The organism is Pantoea phytobeneficialis, assembly GCF_009728735.1.
Lineage (GTDB): Bacteria > Pseudomonadota > Gammaproteobacteria > Enterobacterales > Enterobacteriaceae > Pantoea > Pantoea phytobeneficialis.
Window position 1 is genome coordinate 483,588 of record NZ_CP024636.1, and the last position, 15,738, is coordinate 499,325.

At 56.8% G+C, this 15,738-nt stretch carries 13 protein-coding genes; 10 read left to right on the top strand and 3 right to left on the bottom strand.

What is annotated here, in order from left to right:
• Positions 1 to 8: 8 nt before the first annotated feature.
• Both bglF and CTZ24_RS02140 read right to left on the bottom strand, forming a co-directional pair.
• Positions 9 to 1,874 (bottom strand): PTS beta-glucoside transporter subunit IIABC, encoded by a 1,866-nt coding sequence (gene bglF, locus CTZ24_RS02135; RefSeq protein ID WP_208724671.1) that lies wholly within the window; start codon positions 1,872 to 1,874, stop codon positions 9 to 11.
• A 218-nt stretch (positions 1,875 to 2,092) separates the two neighbouring features.
• Positions 2,093 to 3,043, bottom strand: coding sequence for a LysR family transcriptional regulator (locus CTZ24_RS02140; RefSeq protein WP_021184195.1), 951 nt, complete (start codon positions 3,041 to 3,043; stop codon positions 2,093 to 2,095).
• Positions 3,044 to 3,190: 147 nt separating this feature from the next.
• Here CTZ24_RS02140 and CTZ24_RS02145 point away from each other — a divergent pair, with 147 nt between their 5' ends.
• From CTZ24_RS02145 to CTZ24_RS02185, 9 genes are all read left to right on the top strand, one after another.
• Positions 3,191 to 4,147 (top strand): PDR/VanB family oxidoreductase, encoded by a 957-nt coding sequence (locus CTZ24_RS02145; RefSeq protein ID WP_208724672.1) that lies wholly within the window; start codon positions 3,191 to 3,193, stop codon positions 4,145 to 4,147.
• On the top strand, positions 4,144 to 5,349 hold the full coding sequence (locus CTZ24_RS02150) for an amidohydrolase family protein (RefSeq protein WP_208724673.1): 1,206 nt from the start codon (positions 4,144 to 4,146) through the stop codon (positions 5,347 to 5,349). Before CTZ24_RS02145 ends, CTZ24_RS02150 begins: the two co-directional genes overlap by 4 nt.
• Entirely contained in the window at positions 5,339 to 5,794 is a 456-nt protein-coding gene (locus CTZ24_RS02155; RefSeq protein WP_021184198.1) for a RidA family protein, read from the top strand. The genes CTZ24_RS02150 and CTZ24_RS02155 overlap by 11 nt, the downstream gene beginning before the upstream one ends.
• 14 nt (positions 5,795 to 5,808) lie before the next feature.
• Positions 5,809 to 6,687 carry a creatininase family protein gene (locus CTZ24_RS02160; RefSeq protein WP_208724674.1) on the top strand — a complete coding sequence of 293 codons (879 nt, stop codon included), beginning with the start codon at positions 5,809 to 5,811 and terminating at the stop codon, positions 6,685 to 6,687.
• Positions 6,688 to 6,701: 14 nt separating this feature from the next.
• Complete coding sequence (locus tag CTZ24_RS02165) at positions 6,702 to 7,673, top strand: ABC transporter substrate-binding protein (RefSeq protein WP_021184200.1); 972 nt, start codon at positions 6,702 to 6,704, stop codon at positions 7,671 to 7,673.
• Complete coding sequence (locus CTZ24_RS02170) at positions 7,670 to 8,503, top strand: ABC transporter ATP-binding protein (protein WP_208724675.1); 834 nt, start codon at positions 7,670 to 7,672, stop codon at positions 8,501 to 8,503. Before CTZ24_RS02165 ends, CTZ24_RS02170 begins: the two co-directional genes overlap by 4 nt.
• The gene (locus tag CTZ24_RS02175; protein ID WP_208724676.1) at positions 8,503 to 9,303 is read left to right on the top strand and encodes an ABC transporter permease; all 801 of its coding nucleotides are present in this window, start codon (positions 8,503 to 8,505) and stop codon (positions 9,301 to 9,303) included. Before CTZ24_RS02170 ends, CTZ24_RS02175 begins: the two co-directional genes overlap by 1 nt.
• A 23-nt stretch (positions 9,304 to 9,326) precedes the next feature.
• Positions 9,327 to 10,718 (top strand): FAD-binding oxidoreductase, encoded by a 1,392-nt coding sequence (locus tag CTZ24_RS02180; protein ID WP_208724677.1) that lies wholly within the window; start codon positions 9,327 to 9,329, stop codon positions 10,716 to 10,718.
• Positions 10,719 to 10,819: 101 nt separating this feature from the next.
• Positions 10,820 to 12,097 carry a TonB-dependent receptor gene (locus CTZ24_RS02185; protein ID WP_021184204.1) on the top strand — a complete coding sequence of 426 codons (1,278 nt, stop codon included), beginning with the start codon at positions 10,820 to 10,822 and terminating at the stop codon, positions 12,095 to 12,097.
• 85 nt (positions 12,098 to 12,182) lie between these two features.
• Here CTZ24_RS02185 and CTZ24_RS02190 read toward each other — a convergent pair whose 3' ends face one another.
• Positions 12,183 to 13,610, bottom strand: a complete 1,428-nt coding sequence (locus CTZ24_RS02190; protein WP_208724678.1) for an alpha,alpha-trehalose-phosphate synthase (UDP-forming) — start codon at positions 13,608 to 13,610, stop codon at positions 12,183 to 12,185.
• Between the two features lie 212 nt (positions 13,611 to 13,822).
• Between CTZ24_RS02190 and kup the strand changes: the two genes are divergently transcribed.
• Positions 13,823 to 15,688: a low affinity potassium transporter Kup gene (gene kup, locus CTZ24_RS02195; protein WP_021184206.1), complete on the top strand. Its 1,866-nt coding sequence runs from the start codon at positions 13,823 to 13,825 to the stop codon at positions 15,686 to 15,688.
• The last annotated feature ends 50 nt before the right edge of the window (positions 15,689 to 15,738 follow it).

Here is a 15,738-nt window from a genome sequence, read left to right on the forward strand (position 1 = left end):
CTCCTCAATTATTTCACCGCACTGAGCAACGGCGCACAGGCCGTTACCGTTGACGGTTGCAGGGATAAAACATCAATAAATTCATCGCTGTTACTGACCACCACCGGGGTGGTGAGATCGTATCCGGCCGCCTGAATGGCGCTCAGGTCGAACTCCAGCAGCAGATCGCCCACTTTCACCACATCATCGACGGCGACGTGTGGAGTGAAAAATTTGCCGTCCAGTTTGACGGTGTCGAGACCGACATGAATCAAGACTTCCGCACCGTCGTCTGCGGTCAATCCAATGGCGTGGTGGGTGCGGAAAAATGATGACACCACACCATCAATCGGCGACACCACGCGGCCATTATCCGGCACAATTGCCACACCTTTGCCCAGCAGGCCGCTGGCGAAGGTTTCATCTTTGATCGAATCCAGCGCCATTACCTTGCCCGAGATCGGGCTAAACACGGTTTGCTTGCGTACCGGCGAGGCGTCGCCTGCCGGAGTCGGGGCGGTTTCCACTACCGGGGCGGGAGTGGGCAGGCCAAACAGCCAGGTGGCGACGGTGGCGAACAGCAATGCCACGATGGCACCGGCAAAAGAGGCGTAGACGCTGGCGTCGATGCCGCTGGGCGGCACCACCTGAATAAAGGTGAAGATGCTGGGGAAACCAAACGAATAAATGGTGGTATGCCAGAAACCAAGGATTGCGGCACCCAGTGCGCCACCGATGCAGCCAAAGATAAAGGGACGACGGTTGGGCAGGGTGATGCCGTACACCGCCGGTTCGGTGATGCCGAAGATGCTGGCGCTAAAGGCAGAACCGGCCATCGCCTTCACTTTGGCTTCATGGGTACGCAGCATCACGCCGAGGGTGGCGCCAGCCTGGCCGAGCACTGCTGGCATCAGCAGCGGCAGCAGGGTGTCGTGGCCGAAGTTAGTGAGGTTATTCAGCATGATCGGTACCAGCCCCCAGTGCAGACCGAAGATCACGCACACCTGCCAGATGGCCCCCATCACCGCACCGGCGATGGTCGGGCTGAGGCTGTAAATCCACAGATACCCCTCCGCCAGCATGCGGCTCAGCCAGGTGGCAGCCGGACCGATGGCGAGGAAGGTCAGGGGCACGGTGATAATCAGGCACAGCAGCGGGGTGGTGAAGTTACGCACCGCGCCAGGGGAACGCGGATGTACCACCCGTTCAACCAGGCTGGCAACCCAGGAGGCAAAGATAATCGGGATCACGGATGAGCTGTAGTTGATGATCTCCAGCGGGATGCCGAAAAAGCGTAGATTCTCGCCCTGCTGCTGCTGTTCCAGCGCGGTGAGGATCAGCGGATGGACCAGCGCAGCGGCGATAGCCATGCCGACAAACGGGTTGCCGCCAAATTTTTTGCTGGCGCTGTAGCCAAGCAGGATCGGCAGGAAATAAAACAGGCCATCGCTGGCGACAAACAGCAGCTTGTAGCTGCCGCTCTCCTGATGCATGACACCCAGCACCAGCGCCAGGGCCAGCAGTCCTTTGATAATACCGGAGGCGATCATTACCCCGATAAACGGGGTGAAGATGCCGGAAACCAGATCGATAAAGCGGGCGAACAGCGTTTGTTTGGGGGCATCGGCACGGTCGCTGTTGTCGTTTTCCAACCCGTGACGACTGGCTACCTGCTGATATACCTCGCCAACGTGGTTGCCAATCACCACCTGATACTGGCCGCCGCTCTCCACCACCATGATGATGCCGGGATTATTCTTCAACGCCGCGGTCTGGGCTTTACCCGGCTGCTTGAGTTTAAAGCGTAAGCGTGTGGCGCAGTGGATCACGCTGATGATGTTGGCTTTACCGCCGACACCTTCGACAATTTCGTCGGCCAGTTCCTGATATGGCATACCTACTCCCGCTGATAATCGCTGTTGTTCTCGGGTTGTCCCGGATTGGAGGCAAAAAAAAACCTAAATCGCACCGCGCTCGAAAACTGAATGCGGTGCGATTTAGGTTTTGCCTGATTTGCAGTAACAATCCTGAATCGCGCCCATCTTCAGCAATCAACGGCAGGCTGGCAAGAGGGGAAAGGGAGAAAGTGTGAGCCGAGTCAAAAATCCCGCTGTTACGGGGCGGGCGGAGGGGCAGTGGTTTGCCCCGCCAGGGCTTCTTCGTTCTGCATCAGGGCGAAAAACGACTCCAGTTCACGCAGCATCATTGAGGCGGCAATCGATAGCTGACGCTGCGGGGCGACGCACAGCGACAGGGTAAACGGCTTCAGCATGCCATCTATCAGCGGGATAAATTTCAGTTCACCACGGCGGTATTCATCCACAATATCCAGCCAACACATCAGGCTGATGCCCACGTCATCGCGAACCAGCGAACGCAGCATATGGATATTGTTGGTGCGGCCTACCTCATTCAGGGTGATGCCGGAGCTGTTGATCAGGGCCTCAAGCGGCTCTGCCAGCATCAGGGGGGCGGCGGGAACGATAAACGGCCAGGATTCACAATGGCTGAAGCGGATAGTTTCCAGCTTGGCCAGCGGGTGTTGGCTGCTGACCACAATACCCAGGCGTAAATCCGCAAACGACTTCACCAGCAGCTCGCGCGAGCTTTGTGGATTGAGCATGATGCCAAAATCGGCGTCGCCATTGGTCAGCGCGTTAGCGATATGGATGTTGCTCATGGTGGTGAGCGTAAAGGAGATACCGGGATACTCGGTGCGAATGCGTTGCAGAATGGCCGAGAAAAAGCCGCGGTTGATGGCATCAATGGTGGCGATATGCACATGACCGTGACGCAGGCCGCGCAGATCATCGAGCTGGGTACAGACGCGACCAAACTCTCGCTGCCAGTTCCTGGCAGCGTTCAGCAAAATTTCCCCGGCTGCGGTCATACGTAATCCTGATGGATGACGTTCAAACAGCGGCATATCCAGCTGCTGTTCCACCCGCAAAATCTGTCGATCGATGGAGGATGCCGAGACATGCAGCGTCTCGGAAGCCTTGCGCAGTGAACCCTGGCGGGCCACCTCGGTGAAGTAGATCAGAAACCGGGAGAAGGCGAACATAGCGGGTGCTCTCTTTTTTGCAACGCATCGTGCGAATTAAACAGATGGACGCTTACACACAGGCAAAATAATAATCGCAATCACGATAAAAACAAGACTACGCGCGGCCTCCCGGCTGATGACGTGTCCGTCGTATGCAGGATTATTATGAAGCAGGCAGAGAATCTGGCTGTCACCGTCATCGCAAAGCAGTTCAACGGTGCTGGCAATGTATTACTGACCCTGGCGTCTGCCAGCGGCCACCCACTACCGGTGTTTACCCCCGGTGCCCATATTGATGTGACCATTCCCGACTGTGGCAAGCGGCAGTATTCGCTGTGCTCGGCCGCCGGGGAGGCACACTATCAAGTTTGCGTCCGTCTCGATCAGGCATCGGGCGGCGGCTCTCGCTGGCTGCACCATCAGGTGCAGACGGGGACGCGTTTAACCATCTCCGCACCACGCAACCATTTTCCGCTGCCGGAAGCGCCGCGTACATTGCTGTTTGCGGCGGGTATCGGCCTGACACCGTTGCTGGTGATGGCTGAGCACCTGGCGGCGCAGAATGCCGAGTTCACGCTGCATCTGTTTCTTAAACGTCACGATGAGCTACCGTTTAGTGCGCGTCTGGACCAGCTTGGCTCGCGGGTGGTGCTGCATTACAGCAGCGAGGGCGATAGCCTGCGCCAGCGAGTACCAGAAGACCTCAAAGTAGCGCACAACAGCGTGCTGGTGAGCTGTGGACCGGCGGGTTTTATGGAGCATCTGCATCAACTGGCGCAGCAACATGGCTGGCGTGACGATCAACTGCATAGCGAAAAATTCAAACCTGATGTCACCACGCAATCGATTGCTGGCGACGTGTTCACGGTAGAAATCGCCTCCAGCGGTGCGCGTCACACCATCAATGCCGATGAAAGCATTGCTGAAGTGCTGGAGCGTGCAGGGATCGACATCGAACTCTCCTGCGAGCAGGGCATGTGCGGAGCCTGTATTACCGGCGTGCTGAGCGGTGAGCCGGATCATCGCGATGAAGTGTTGAGTAAGAAAGAGCGCGCGGCGAATGACTGCATCGTGCTGTGCTGCTCACGCGCCCGTACCCCGTTACTGGTACTTGACCTGTGAACGCGTATCCAGGCGCGACAGGCGCGCGTTTACCCCGCTGGCTGCTCCCGCAGGACTGGCCGATGCATGGCGATCATCCAGTGCTGGCGACACTACATTTTCGCGAAGATGGCACCCATATCGAGCCAGATCGTGACGTTAGCGGCTATCTGGCGCTGAACGGCGCGCTGGTGCTGCCGCCGTTGATTGAACCTCACGCCCATCTCGATAAAACCTTCACCGTGCAGCGCAGCCCGGCGTTGCAACCGGGCCTGCTGGCGGCGATTGCTGCGATGCATCAGGACCGGGCGCGCTGGAGCGCGGACGATCTGCGCCAACGCGCCCGCCAGGCGCTGAACTGGGCGGTGGAGGCTGGCGTGGGCCTGCTGCGTACCCATATCGACTGGTTCTCAGCCGATGCGCCTCTGGCGTGGCAGATCGTGGGCGAAATGCAGCATCCGCTGTGCACCCTCGAACGCGTGGCGTTGGCCCCGCTGACCTTTTTTGCCGATGCCGACCAGGCGGAACATATAGCCGCCCAGGTTGCTGCCAGCGGTGCGCTGCTTGGCGGTTTTATTCACAGCAGCAACTGGGATGCGCAGGCATTTACCCATCTGTTGCAGGCGGCAGAACGCTGGCGGCTGGATATTGATCTGCATATCGACGAAGAACTGAGCCACGACGCGCAAGGGTTGCGCTGGCTGGCGCGTTATTTGCAACACCATCCGTTTAGCGGACGTATTACCTGTAGCCACGGTTGTGCACTGGCGCAGCAGGAGGACGGCGAGGCGATCCTCGATGTGCTGGCGCAACACCGCGTCACCCTGATTGCGCTGCCGCTGACCAACCTGTTGTTACAGGACGCGGTGCCGGGACGCACCCCGCGCCAGCGCGGTTTAACCCTGATTAAAGAGGCGCAAACGCGTGGTATGCCGGTGTTGCTGGGGGCGGATAACGTGCAGGACGCGTTCTGTCCGGTCGGCAGCTACGACCCACTCGATACGCTGTTTAGCGGGTTACTGAGTGCGCAACTTGGCGCGGCTTTTGATGAAGCATCGGCCCTGATTTGCCAGCGTGCGGCGTTACATGACGGTGCAACTCTGCTGGCTAACGATTTTGTCATTTTCCCTGCTGCCGAAGCGGCAAGCTGGCCATTGCGCAGCCGCCACCGCTATCGGTTGAAACAGGGGATCTGTTATGGAGAGTCCACCAATGACGCTTGAAGCTGGGGCGGGTAAACCGCTGGCGAAGTATGCCGCGTGGCGACGCGCGGGCGATTTTATCTTTCTCTCCGGCATCATCCCGGTGAATCCGCAAACCGCGCTGATTGTGCGCGGTTACGACGATATCCCCGCCGAGGCGCAGCAACTGTTGGGGCGTACCGGCGAGTTTTCCACCGATATCAAAGAAGGGCCAATTCTGGCGCAGAGCTGGTACGTGCTGGAGAGCATCCGCACCACCATCGAAAGCGCAGGCGGCCAGATGAGCGATGTGATCAAGCTGGTGCAGTACTTCCGCAATCTGGACCACTTTCCTCACTACAGTCGGGTGCGCAAGCTGTTTTACCCCGATACGCCACCGGTTTCTACCGTGGTACAGGTCAGCGAAATGCTGCCCAGCCCGGATGTCTTAATTGAAGTTGAAGCGACGGCGTGGTTGCCGCAATAACACGAGGAAGCGAGATGTTACATGGTTATATTCCGGCAAACCGCTTTTTGCCGTATCTGAGCTGGACCGATATCGCCACGCTGGAAGACAAAGCCAACACGGTGATCGTACTGCCGACCGGGGCGATTGAGCAGCATGGCCCGCATCTGCCGTGTGCGGTAGACAGCGTGATCTCCTCCGGGGTCGTCGGCCATGCACTGGCGCGTTTACCGGCAGAAATTCCGGCCTACGCCATTCCGCCCATCACCTATGGCAAATCGGATGAGCATCTGCATTTCCCCGGCACCCTGACGCTGACCGGTGAGACGCTGCTGCATACCATTCTGGAGATTGGCGAATCGCTGTACCGCGCCGGTTTCCGTAAGTTCCTGATGGTAAACGGTCATGGCGGTCAACCGCAGCCATTGCAGATGGCGATGCGTGAACTGCGTCTGCGCCACGGCGACATGATCATCATCATGCAGGACACTTTCAAAGTACCGAACTGCGCCGAAAGTTTTATGGACGAGAAAGAGCGTCAGATGGCGATGCACGCCGGTCATGCCGAAACCGCCCTGATGCTGGCGCTGGCACCCGATACGGTGCAGATGGAGAAAGCCGTCGCCAACTATCCACCGGCGTTCCCATGCCCGACACTCTCCAGCACCCGCCCGATGGCAGCCTGGGCTTCGTATGATTTCGGCCCCAGCGGCGTGATTGGCGATCCGTTGCCTTCCACCCCAGAGCAGGGCGAGGCGATCCTTGAGTCGCTGGCCATCAGTTGGGCGCAGGTGATCACCGAAGTGCACCAAATGACCTGGGTAACCCGTGCCGAACCGGCGTGGGGCAAAGGGCAGTGGCAGGGCAAAGTTTTAGACCAAAACGACGCAGCATCATTATTACAACCGCGCTAATTCGGGGATCGGCTATGAAAAAAACATTGAGCATTGTCGCCGCGCTTGCTGTGGCACTGTCGGCACCAGGTATGGCCGCCGAGAAATTTACCTTTATGACCAACTGGTATGCTCAGGCCGAGCATGGCGGTTTTTATCAGGCTCAGGCGCAGAATCTGTATCGCGATGCCGGGCTGGATGTCACCATTAAAATGGGCGGCCCGCAGGTGCACACCATGCAGCTGATGGCTGCTGGTCAGGCTGACTGCATCATCAGCGATAACATGCAGGCGCTGGAGTCCTGGCAGCAGGGCGTGGAAGCGGTGCCGGTTGCCACCACTTTCCAGCACTCGGCGATTGTGTTTATTACCCACCCGGATGTGAAAAGTCAGGCTGATTTGCAGGGTAAAACTTTCCTGTTAGCCGCAGAAGCCTATACCTCGTACTGGCCGTGGGCGCAGAGCGCACTCAACCTGAAAAACGCGCGCGTACGTCCTTATACCTTTAGCGTGCAGCCATTCCTCGCGGATAAAACGCTGGTGCAGCAGGGCTACGTGACCTCCGAACCGTTCGCGGTGCAGAAGGCCGGTGCACAGGCCAATGTTTACCCCATCAGCGACTGGGGCTACCCGCCGTATGGCAACAGCATCGTTTGTATGAAATCGACCATCGAAAAACGTCCGCAGGCGGTTGCAGCCTTCGTCAAAGCCTCAATGCAGGGCTGGAAAAACTATCTGGAGAATCCGGCTGCGGGCAACGTGCTGATTAAGAAAGAAAACCCGCAGATGACCGACGATCAGATTGCCTTCAGCATCGCGCAGATGAAGAAGTATCAGATGCTGACCGGCGGCGATGCGCAGACCGGGGGTATCGGCATCATGACCGTACCGCGCCTGAAGCAGACCTGGCAACTGCTGGTGGACAACAAGCTGATCGACCCGGCGAAAGTACCGTTTGACGGCAGCTACACCCTGAAATTCATTCAAGACGTGAAGGTTATGCCATGAATGCCGCCAGCCGACTGACCCTGATGAGCAATGATGCGCAAGCGGTGCCGCTACATGCGGCCGCTCCGGCGATTGAAGTGCTCTCCGCTGAGAAAATTTACCCGAACGGTACGCGTGCCTTGCTGCCGGTAGACCTGACGATTCGCCAGGGCGAATTTGTCTCGCTGCTTGGTCCGTCTGGCTGTGGCAAAAGTACCTTGCTGAAAATGATCGCCGGGCTGATTGAGCCGAGTGATGGCAAGTTGATGCTGTTTCGGCGCGATCGCCGGGAAAAACAGCACGATCTGCCGTTATCGTTCGTGTTTCAGGAGGCGACGCTGATGCCGTGGAGCAACGTGCACAAGAATGTGCGCCTGCCGCTCGACTTAGCTGGCGTGCCGCGTGCCGAAGCCGACACCCGCGTGCGGGAGATCCTTGAACTGGTCGGTCTGGGGCAGTTTGGTCATGTGCTGCCGCGCGAGTTGTCCGGCGGTATGCAGATGCGTGTGTCGATTGCGCGTGGTCTGGTGACGCGGCCAAAGGTGTTGCTGATGGATGAACCCTTCGGAGCACTGGATGAGATCACCCGTAACAAGCTGGACAGCGACCTGCTGCAACTGTGGCAGGAACAGAAGCTGACGGTGGTGTTTGTCACTCACTCGATTCAGGAAGCGGTGTTCCTGTCGCAGCGGGTGATCATGATGGCCGCCAGACCCGGGCGCGTGGTGGATGATATCAGCATTGATGCGCCGTTCCCGCGCGATGATGAGTTCCGTGTCAGCCAGCAGTTTACGCAGTATGCGCAGCAGTTGCAGCGCGGTCTGTTTGCCGCCAGTCAGGAGAGCAAATAATGAAGAAGCCCTTAGCCGCGCAGCGTAAGTTTCAGCAGTGGTTGTTCCCGGCGCTGTTCGCCATCGTACTGTTATTGTTGTGGCAGTTTCTGGTCACCACGCTGAAGGTGCCCGCCTTTCTGGTGCCGTCGCCGGTGGTAGTGGCGCAGAGCCTGGTGCAGAACTTCCCGACGCTGTTTATGTCCTTGCTTTACACCCTGAAGATCACCGTGATCTCCTTTGTGGTGGCGATTGTGATTGGCTCCATCGTGGCGTTTTTGCTGGTGCAGAACCGCTTTATCGAAAGCGCGTTGTTTCCTTACATCGTGTTTTTACAGGTAACGCCGATTGTGGCGATTGCGCCGCTGATCATCATCTGGGTGAAAGACACCACCATGTCGCTGGTGGTGTGCGCCACGCTGATGGCGGTATTTCCCATTATCTCCAACACCACCCAGGGACTGCGTAGTGTCTCGCCGGGGTTGTTGAGCTATTTCAAACTGAACCATGCGTCGCGTTTGCAGATTCTGCTGCGCCTGCGTATTCCTTCGGCGTTGCCGTACTTCTTTGGCGCGCTGCGTATCTCCAGCGGCTTGTCGCTGATTGGCGCGGTGGTGGCGGAGTTTGTTGCTGGCACCGGTGGCACCGATACCGGGCTGGCGTACCAGATTTTGCAGGCCGGCTATCAGCTCAATATTCCACTGATGTTTGCCGCGCTGCTGCTGATTTCTCTGGCGGGTTTCCTGCTGTTTGCCCTGATGTCGTGGCTGACGCGCCGCGTATTGGCGGCCTGGCATGAGAGCGAACTTAGCCCGACCTGATACCTCAACTACAGGAAAGAAAGATGTCTGATTCCGATCGTCAGTCTGCACTGGCGGCGCTGGTTGCGGCGTTGCCTGAACTTGACTGGATTAAAGAAGCGCCGAAGGTCAAACGCCTGTCGCGCGATTTTCACTGGTTCAGCCCGGTGCTGAAACCGCAACTGGAAGAGAAGTTCGCCGAGCTGGCGGTGCGCCCGCGAGATGAGCAGGAGCTGGCGGCGGTGGTGGCGGCCTGTACTGCCCGCCGCATCCCGCTGAATCTGCGGGGTGGTGGCACCGGCAACTACGGTCAGCTGATTCCGCTTAACGGTGGGTTGATGGTCGATATGACCAAACTCAACGCCGTGGTGAGCATGGGGCAAGGCACGGTCTGTGCGCAGGCCGGGATTCGCCTCGGTGATCTGGAAGCCCATACCCGGCCGCTCGGTTGGGAGCTGCGTTGTATGCCGTCCACCTGGAAGCTGGCGACTCTTGGCGGTCTGTTTGGCGGCGGTTTTGGTGGCGTGGGTTCCATCAACTATGGCCCGCTGGCAGCACCTGGCAATGTGTTGTCGGTGAAGCTGATGACCATGGAAGAGACGCCGCGCATCCTGACGCTTCAGGCACCGGACGCCTTGCTGCTGCACCACGCTTACGGCAGTAACGGCATCGTGCTGGAAATCGAGCTGGCGCTGGCTCCGCGTCATGACTGGATCGAACGTCTCGACACCTTTACCAGTTTTCCGGCGGCGATGGCCTTTGCTGATGCCCTGGCAAAATCGCCGGGGCTGGTGAAGCGTCAGGTGGCGGTGATGGCTGCGCCGGTACTGGATTACTTCACCGATCTCGCTGACGCGGAGGTGGCGGGACAACACGGCGTGATTTCGGTGGTCGGTGTGGAGAGCGACCGTCTGCTGCCATCATTGCTGACGCAGCATGGTGGCCGCAGCGCGTTGCATTTTGCCGAGGGTGAGAACCACGGCCATTCGCTGATTGAATATTGCTGGAACCACACCACGCTTCAGGCGCTGAAAGTGGATAAAACCCTGACCTATCTGCAAACCGCCTATGCAGCGGAAAATTACCATCAGCAGGCGTTGGCGATGGAAGCGCAATTATCAGATGAAGTGATGTCGCATATTGAATTTCTGCGCGATATGAACGGCACCTTAACCTGTAGCGGCTTGCCGCTGGTGCGTTTTAGCGATGAAGATCGCCTGAATGATATTATGCAAATTTACCGTGATAACGGTGTGAAAATAAATAACCCGCACGTTATTCATATTGAAGATGGTAAACAGGGCATGGTGCGGGCGGATGTTGTTGCTATGAAACGCGCCTGCGATCCGTATAATTTACTTAATCCCGGCAAATTACGCGGCTGGGAAGTGCGCGATACATTGCCGGATGTGAAAATAACCGGTGTAAATAATTAATCAATAATAAAACTTTTTTACAGCAAAGCGAGCCACCACCGCACATTTATTGTGCGGGTGGCCATGCTTTGCTCTTTTAAAAAGTGACGAGGCTTGGGACTATGCAATTAAAAACACTGAGTGGTGCGTGTCTTGCTGCGCTGTTTTTCCCGCTTGCTCCGGCTGCACTGGCGGCAACACAGAGCAATATCAGCGATTGTCAGTACGGTGCGAGTGGCGTAAATAGTTTTACCGATATCTTCACCTGCGGCACCGTGAGCGGTAGTTTGCGTACGCTGTATTATTCGACGCATAACGCCTATTTCTCCAAAGGGTTTAATCAGGATACCGTGAGCTACGGCGGCAGCATCAAGTATGAAACCGCGCCGTTTTATGGTTTTCGTGCTGGCGTCAGCGGTATTTTCCTGCGTGGTATCGATCATCCGGATGAAGCAAATACCATCAGCGATATTGGCGATAATCAAACCAACGTCGGTGAAGCTTATTTAAGCTGGCAGCAGGATGATTTTAAAATAACGGCCGGTGATCAACGAATCAATATTCCTTTTGTCGGTGATTACGACTGGCGTATTACGCCAATTCTGTTCCGTGGCGTTGATGCGAATTACGGCGACAGCACCAATTATCTGCATGCCACTAAAGTCTGGCGTTATAAACCGTGGGGTGACGATCAGTTCCTTAATACCACGGCGTATACCGATGTTGATGAACGCACCAACGGCATGTGGGCGTTGGGCGGTGGTCGCGGCACGCAGTGGGACGGTAAAAAACTCACCGGCCAGTTGTGGTATCAGGAGTACGCCGATTACACCCGTCTGGTGTATGGCGAGAGTCATTTGCAATGGCAGGATACGCTGTTCCAGCCGGACCTGGGCGTGCAGTTTATTCGTGGCACCAGCCTTGGCAAAGCGCTCGCCGGTGAAGTCAACAGTACCTCTTACGGTGCTCAACTGGCGCTGACCTTTACCCCAGCCCTGAGCTGGAAACTGGGTTATGACCACATTGCCGCCAGCGGCAATAGCTGGAACAACGGCTCGCTGGTTACCCCATACGCGCACAACACCTCGTCCGGTCCTTACTTTGCGCAGCCGTTCTTTACCAGTACCCAGGATCTCGGCAGCGGCAACGCCTATATGACCAACCTGAACTATGTAATGAATGAAAACCTGTCGCTCGGGACGCAGTATTCATTCATGGATCTGAAACCGTCACCGGCGTCGGCCAGCATCAACCAGTCAGAATATCTGGTGTATTTCACCTGGAGCTTCAGTGGCGTGTTGAAGGGCCTGAGTCTGACCGATTTCGCCGGGGTGCAGACATCCCCGCTGTATGATTCTCACTTCTGGCAGAACCGTTTGAGCCTGCAATACGATTTTTAAATCCTCGGGGGGCTTTGCGGCCTCCCGTTTTATCTTCGTAGCGGCGCGATAAATCGCGCCGCTACGTCAGGGTTGTTACCTGAAACTAATATCTCAACCTCCCCACCATTTTGGCTGTCACCACCAAACTGCCCGCCATTACAGCTGCTTCATCACTTTCTGACTCATGTAGATCAGCCAAAAAACCGGCTGCCCACCCGTGGCAATCCTGACGGTGGATGCCTTTCATCAACCGTGCATGGCGATTCTGACGTTCACTGAGCGGAATTCGCAACGCGGTATGGATGGCGTCGGCGATGGCATCCGGGTCATAAGGATTGACGATCAACGCGCCATCCATATGTTCCGACGCCCCGGCAAACTGCGACAGGATCAGCACGCCAGGGTTGGCCGGATCCTGCACCGCAACATACATCTTTGCCATCAGGCTCATACCTGCCATCAGTGGCGTCACCAGCGCGACGCGGGATGCGCGATAAATCCCTGCCTGCTCCTCACGGCTGTAAGATTTGGTCAGATAACTGACGGGGCACCACTCCAGCGTGCCATGTACGCCGTTCATCTCGCCACAGATGCTCTCGAGGTCATGACTTAACCCGGCGGTGCGTGGCGCATAACCGGCCAATGGCGAGGCCAGTTGTAACAACATCATGTTGCCGACGTAATCCGGATGGCTGCGTAGCAGGACCTCAACGGCGCTGATGCGGTAAGGCAGACCGGCGCTATCGTCGAGGTGCCCTCCGCTGAGGATCGTGTTTTGCGGCAGCGTGGCGCGACACTGTTCTTCCATATAACTGCAACTGTTGCTGGCTAACAGGCAGTGCGCATCTTCCAGATCGATCCCGACCGGATAGACACCGGTTCTGAGCAGGTGACCGTGAATGCGAAACAGCGTGCCACCGAGACGTTCGCAACGAAATGCGCTCTCCACCCACAGCAGAAAGTTGTTCATGTCCTGGCTGGTCTGAAAACCAATCAGATCGCAACACAGCAACGACTCAGCCAGCCATTGCCAGTCCGGGATGGCGGTAAATCCCTGACCGGCGGGAAACGGTTGATGGAAGAACAGGCCGATACGGTTGGTCAAACCGGCGTCACGCATCAGCCTGACGCTGGGTATCAGGTGATAGTCCTGGATCCAGATGACATCGTCGGGCATCGCGTATTCGGCAATCGCTCGGGCGTACGCCTCATTGAATTTCCGATATTGACTCAGGTCATCCTGACTGAAGCGCGCCAGATCCGGGCGTTGATGGAACATCGGCCACAGACCCTGGTGAACATAGTTTTGGTAACCCTGTTCCCGTTCACCTCGGGTGAGCGGAAAGGTGAGGGTGTCAAATTTATGCCCCTGGCGGAAGGTCAGGGGACGTGGCATATCTGCTGCGAGGGCCTGAGTTTTGCCATCCCAGCTTACCCAAAGCCCACCGTTGCGCGACAGAATGCTTTCATACAGGGCGGATAACGTCGAAGCCCGGGACAGATTGTGCGAAACCAGAATTAAGCCTGACATAGCATTTTCCCTTTGATCACGATGAAAATCGTTCCATTTGATTTAAGCCATCGGCATATAAAAAAGGCGTAAAAAGATGGCGGGCGGATATAAAAATCAGGCAAAAACGGGAGGTTGTGCGCGTTACTCTCCGCATCAGCGGCAGGGGCAGCAGCTATAATATGCTCATTCGCTTTGCTGTCCGTAACCCCCTGTGAAAGGATGCCTCTCTTATGGCTTCAACTAAGCAGTCTCTCCCGGCAGGTATGCTGGCAGCGGCCGGTATCGTGTTTGGTGATATCGGCACCAGCCCGTTGTATACGCTGCGCGAATGCCTTTCGATATTACCCAACGGCGGCATGACCTCTACTGCCGTGATGGGGTTTCTCTCGCTGATTTTTTGGGCGCTGACGCTGATCGTCACCGTGAAATACGTCTGCTTTGTGATGCGTGCCGATCACGACGGAGAGGGTGGGATTCTGACGTTGATGTCTCTGGCTCGTCAGCATGTTACCGGTCGTGCCGGGCATTTTATCGTGTTGGCCGGGTTGATTGGTGGCGCATTCTTTTATGGTGATGGCGTGATCACACCGGCCATTTCGGTGTTGTCGGCGATTGAAGGGATCGAAGTGGTGGCACCCGCACTGGACCATGTGATTGTGCCGCTGTCGGTGGTCATCCTGACCTTACTGTTTATTATTCAAAAACATGGCACCGAGCGGGTCAGTCTGGTCTTTGGCCCGGTGATGCTGGTGTGGTTTCTCACCCTCGCTGCGCTGGGTATCCGTGGGATTGTGATGCATCCGGGTGTGCTGCAAGCGCTGAACCCCTGGTACGCGCTGGAGTTTCTTAACAGCCACAAAGCGCTGTCGTTCGCGGCGTTAGGTATGGTGGTGTTGGCCGTGACCGGGGCCGAAGCGTTGTATGCGGATATGGGACATCTGGGGAAAGCGCCGATTCGGCTGGCATGGCTGATTATTGCGATGCCAGCGTTGGTGCTGAACTACTTTGGTCAGGGAGCGCTGGTGCTGACGGATGCGGATGCTGTGCGCAATCCTTTTTACCTGCTGGCACCAGGCTGGGCGCAGATTCCGCTGATTGTTCTTGCCACGCTATCGACCGTGATTGCGGCGCAGTCGGTGATCTCTGGCGTCTATACGCTGACGCATCAGGCGATTCGCCAGGGATTTCTGCCGCCGGTACGTATTGTCTACACCTCATCGACCGAGTCCGGACAAATCTATATTCCGGTGGTTAACTGGCTGCTGTTTGCCGCCGTGACCGTCATTATTATCTCTTTCCGCCAATCTTCTGCGCTGTCGTCGGCGTATGGCATCGTGGTGACCGGCACTATGGTGCTGACAGCCTGTCTGGCAAGCGTGGTGGCGTTCAAAAATTGGCGCTGGCCGTTGCCCCTGGCGGTGGTGTTCCTTGTGTGTATGTTGACCATTGATGTCCCGCTGTTTAGCGCCAATTTGATGAAACTGCTCTCCGGCGGTTGGGTGCCGGTTCTGCTGGCGATGACGATGCTGGTGTTGATGCTGATCTGGAGTAGTGAGCGCTCACTGCTGATCCGCCGACTGGCGGATGACCCGGTGGGGCTGAAGGCGATGATCAGTTCGCTGGAAGCCGCACCGCCGATGAGAGTTGGCGGCACCGCGATCTTTCTCGCGCGTAAGGAGTATGAAATCCCGCAGGCGCTGCTGCATAACCTCAAACATAACCGCGTGTTGCATCAACGCACCGTACTTTTACATATCCGCACCATCGACACGCCCAGGGTGCATAACCAGAAGCGCATCAGCATGCAGCAACTTTCCCCCTCATTTTGGCAGGTGACGGCTTCCTATGGCTGGCATGAGGTGCCCTCAATGCAGGAGATTTTGCATTTGTGCGGCCTGGAAGGTTTTGGTTGCTCGCTACAGGAAGCCTCGTTCTTTACTTCCCACGACACGCTGGTGATGAAAAAGCGTCGCGGGTTGGCACGGGCGAAAGGGGCGATTTTCCATTTCTTCCAGCGCAATGCGTTGCGTGCTCATGAACAATTTATGATCCCTGCCAACAGGGTGATTGAGTTAGGCGGGCAGAGGGAGTTTTGATATGAAGAGACAAAGCCGTTCTGGCAGAAAGGCTTTTTAAATGAAATCTC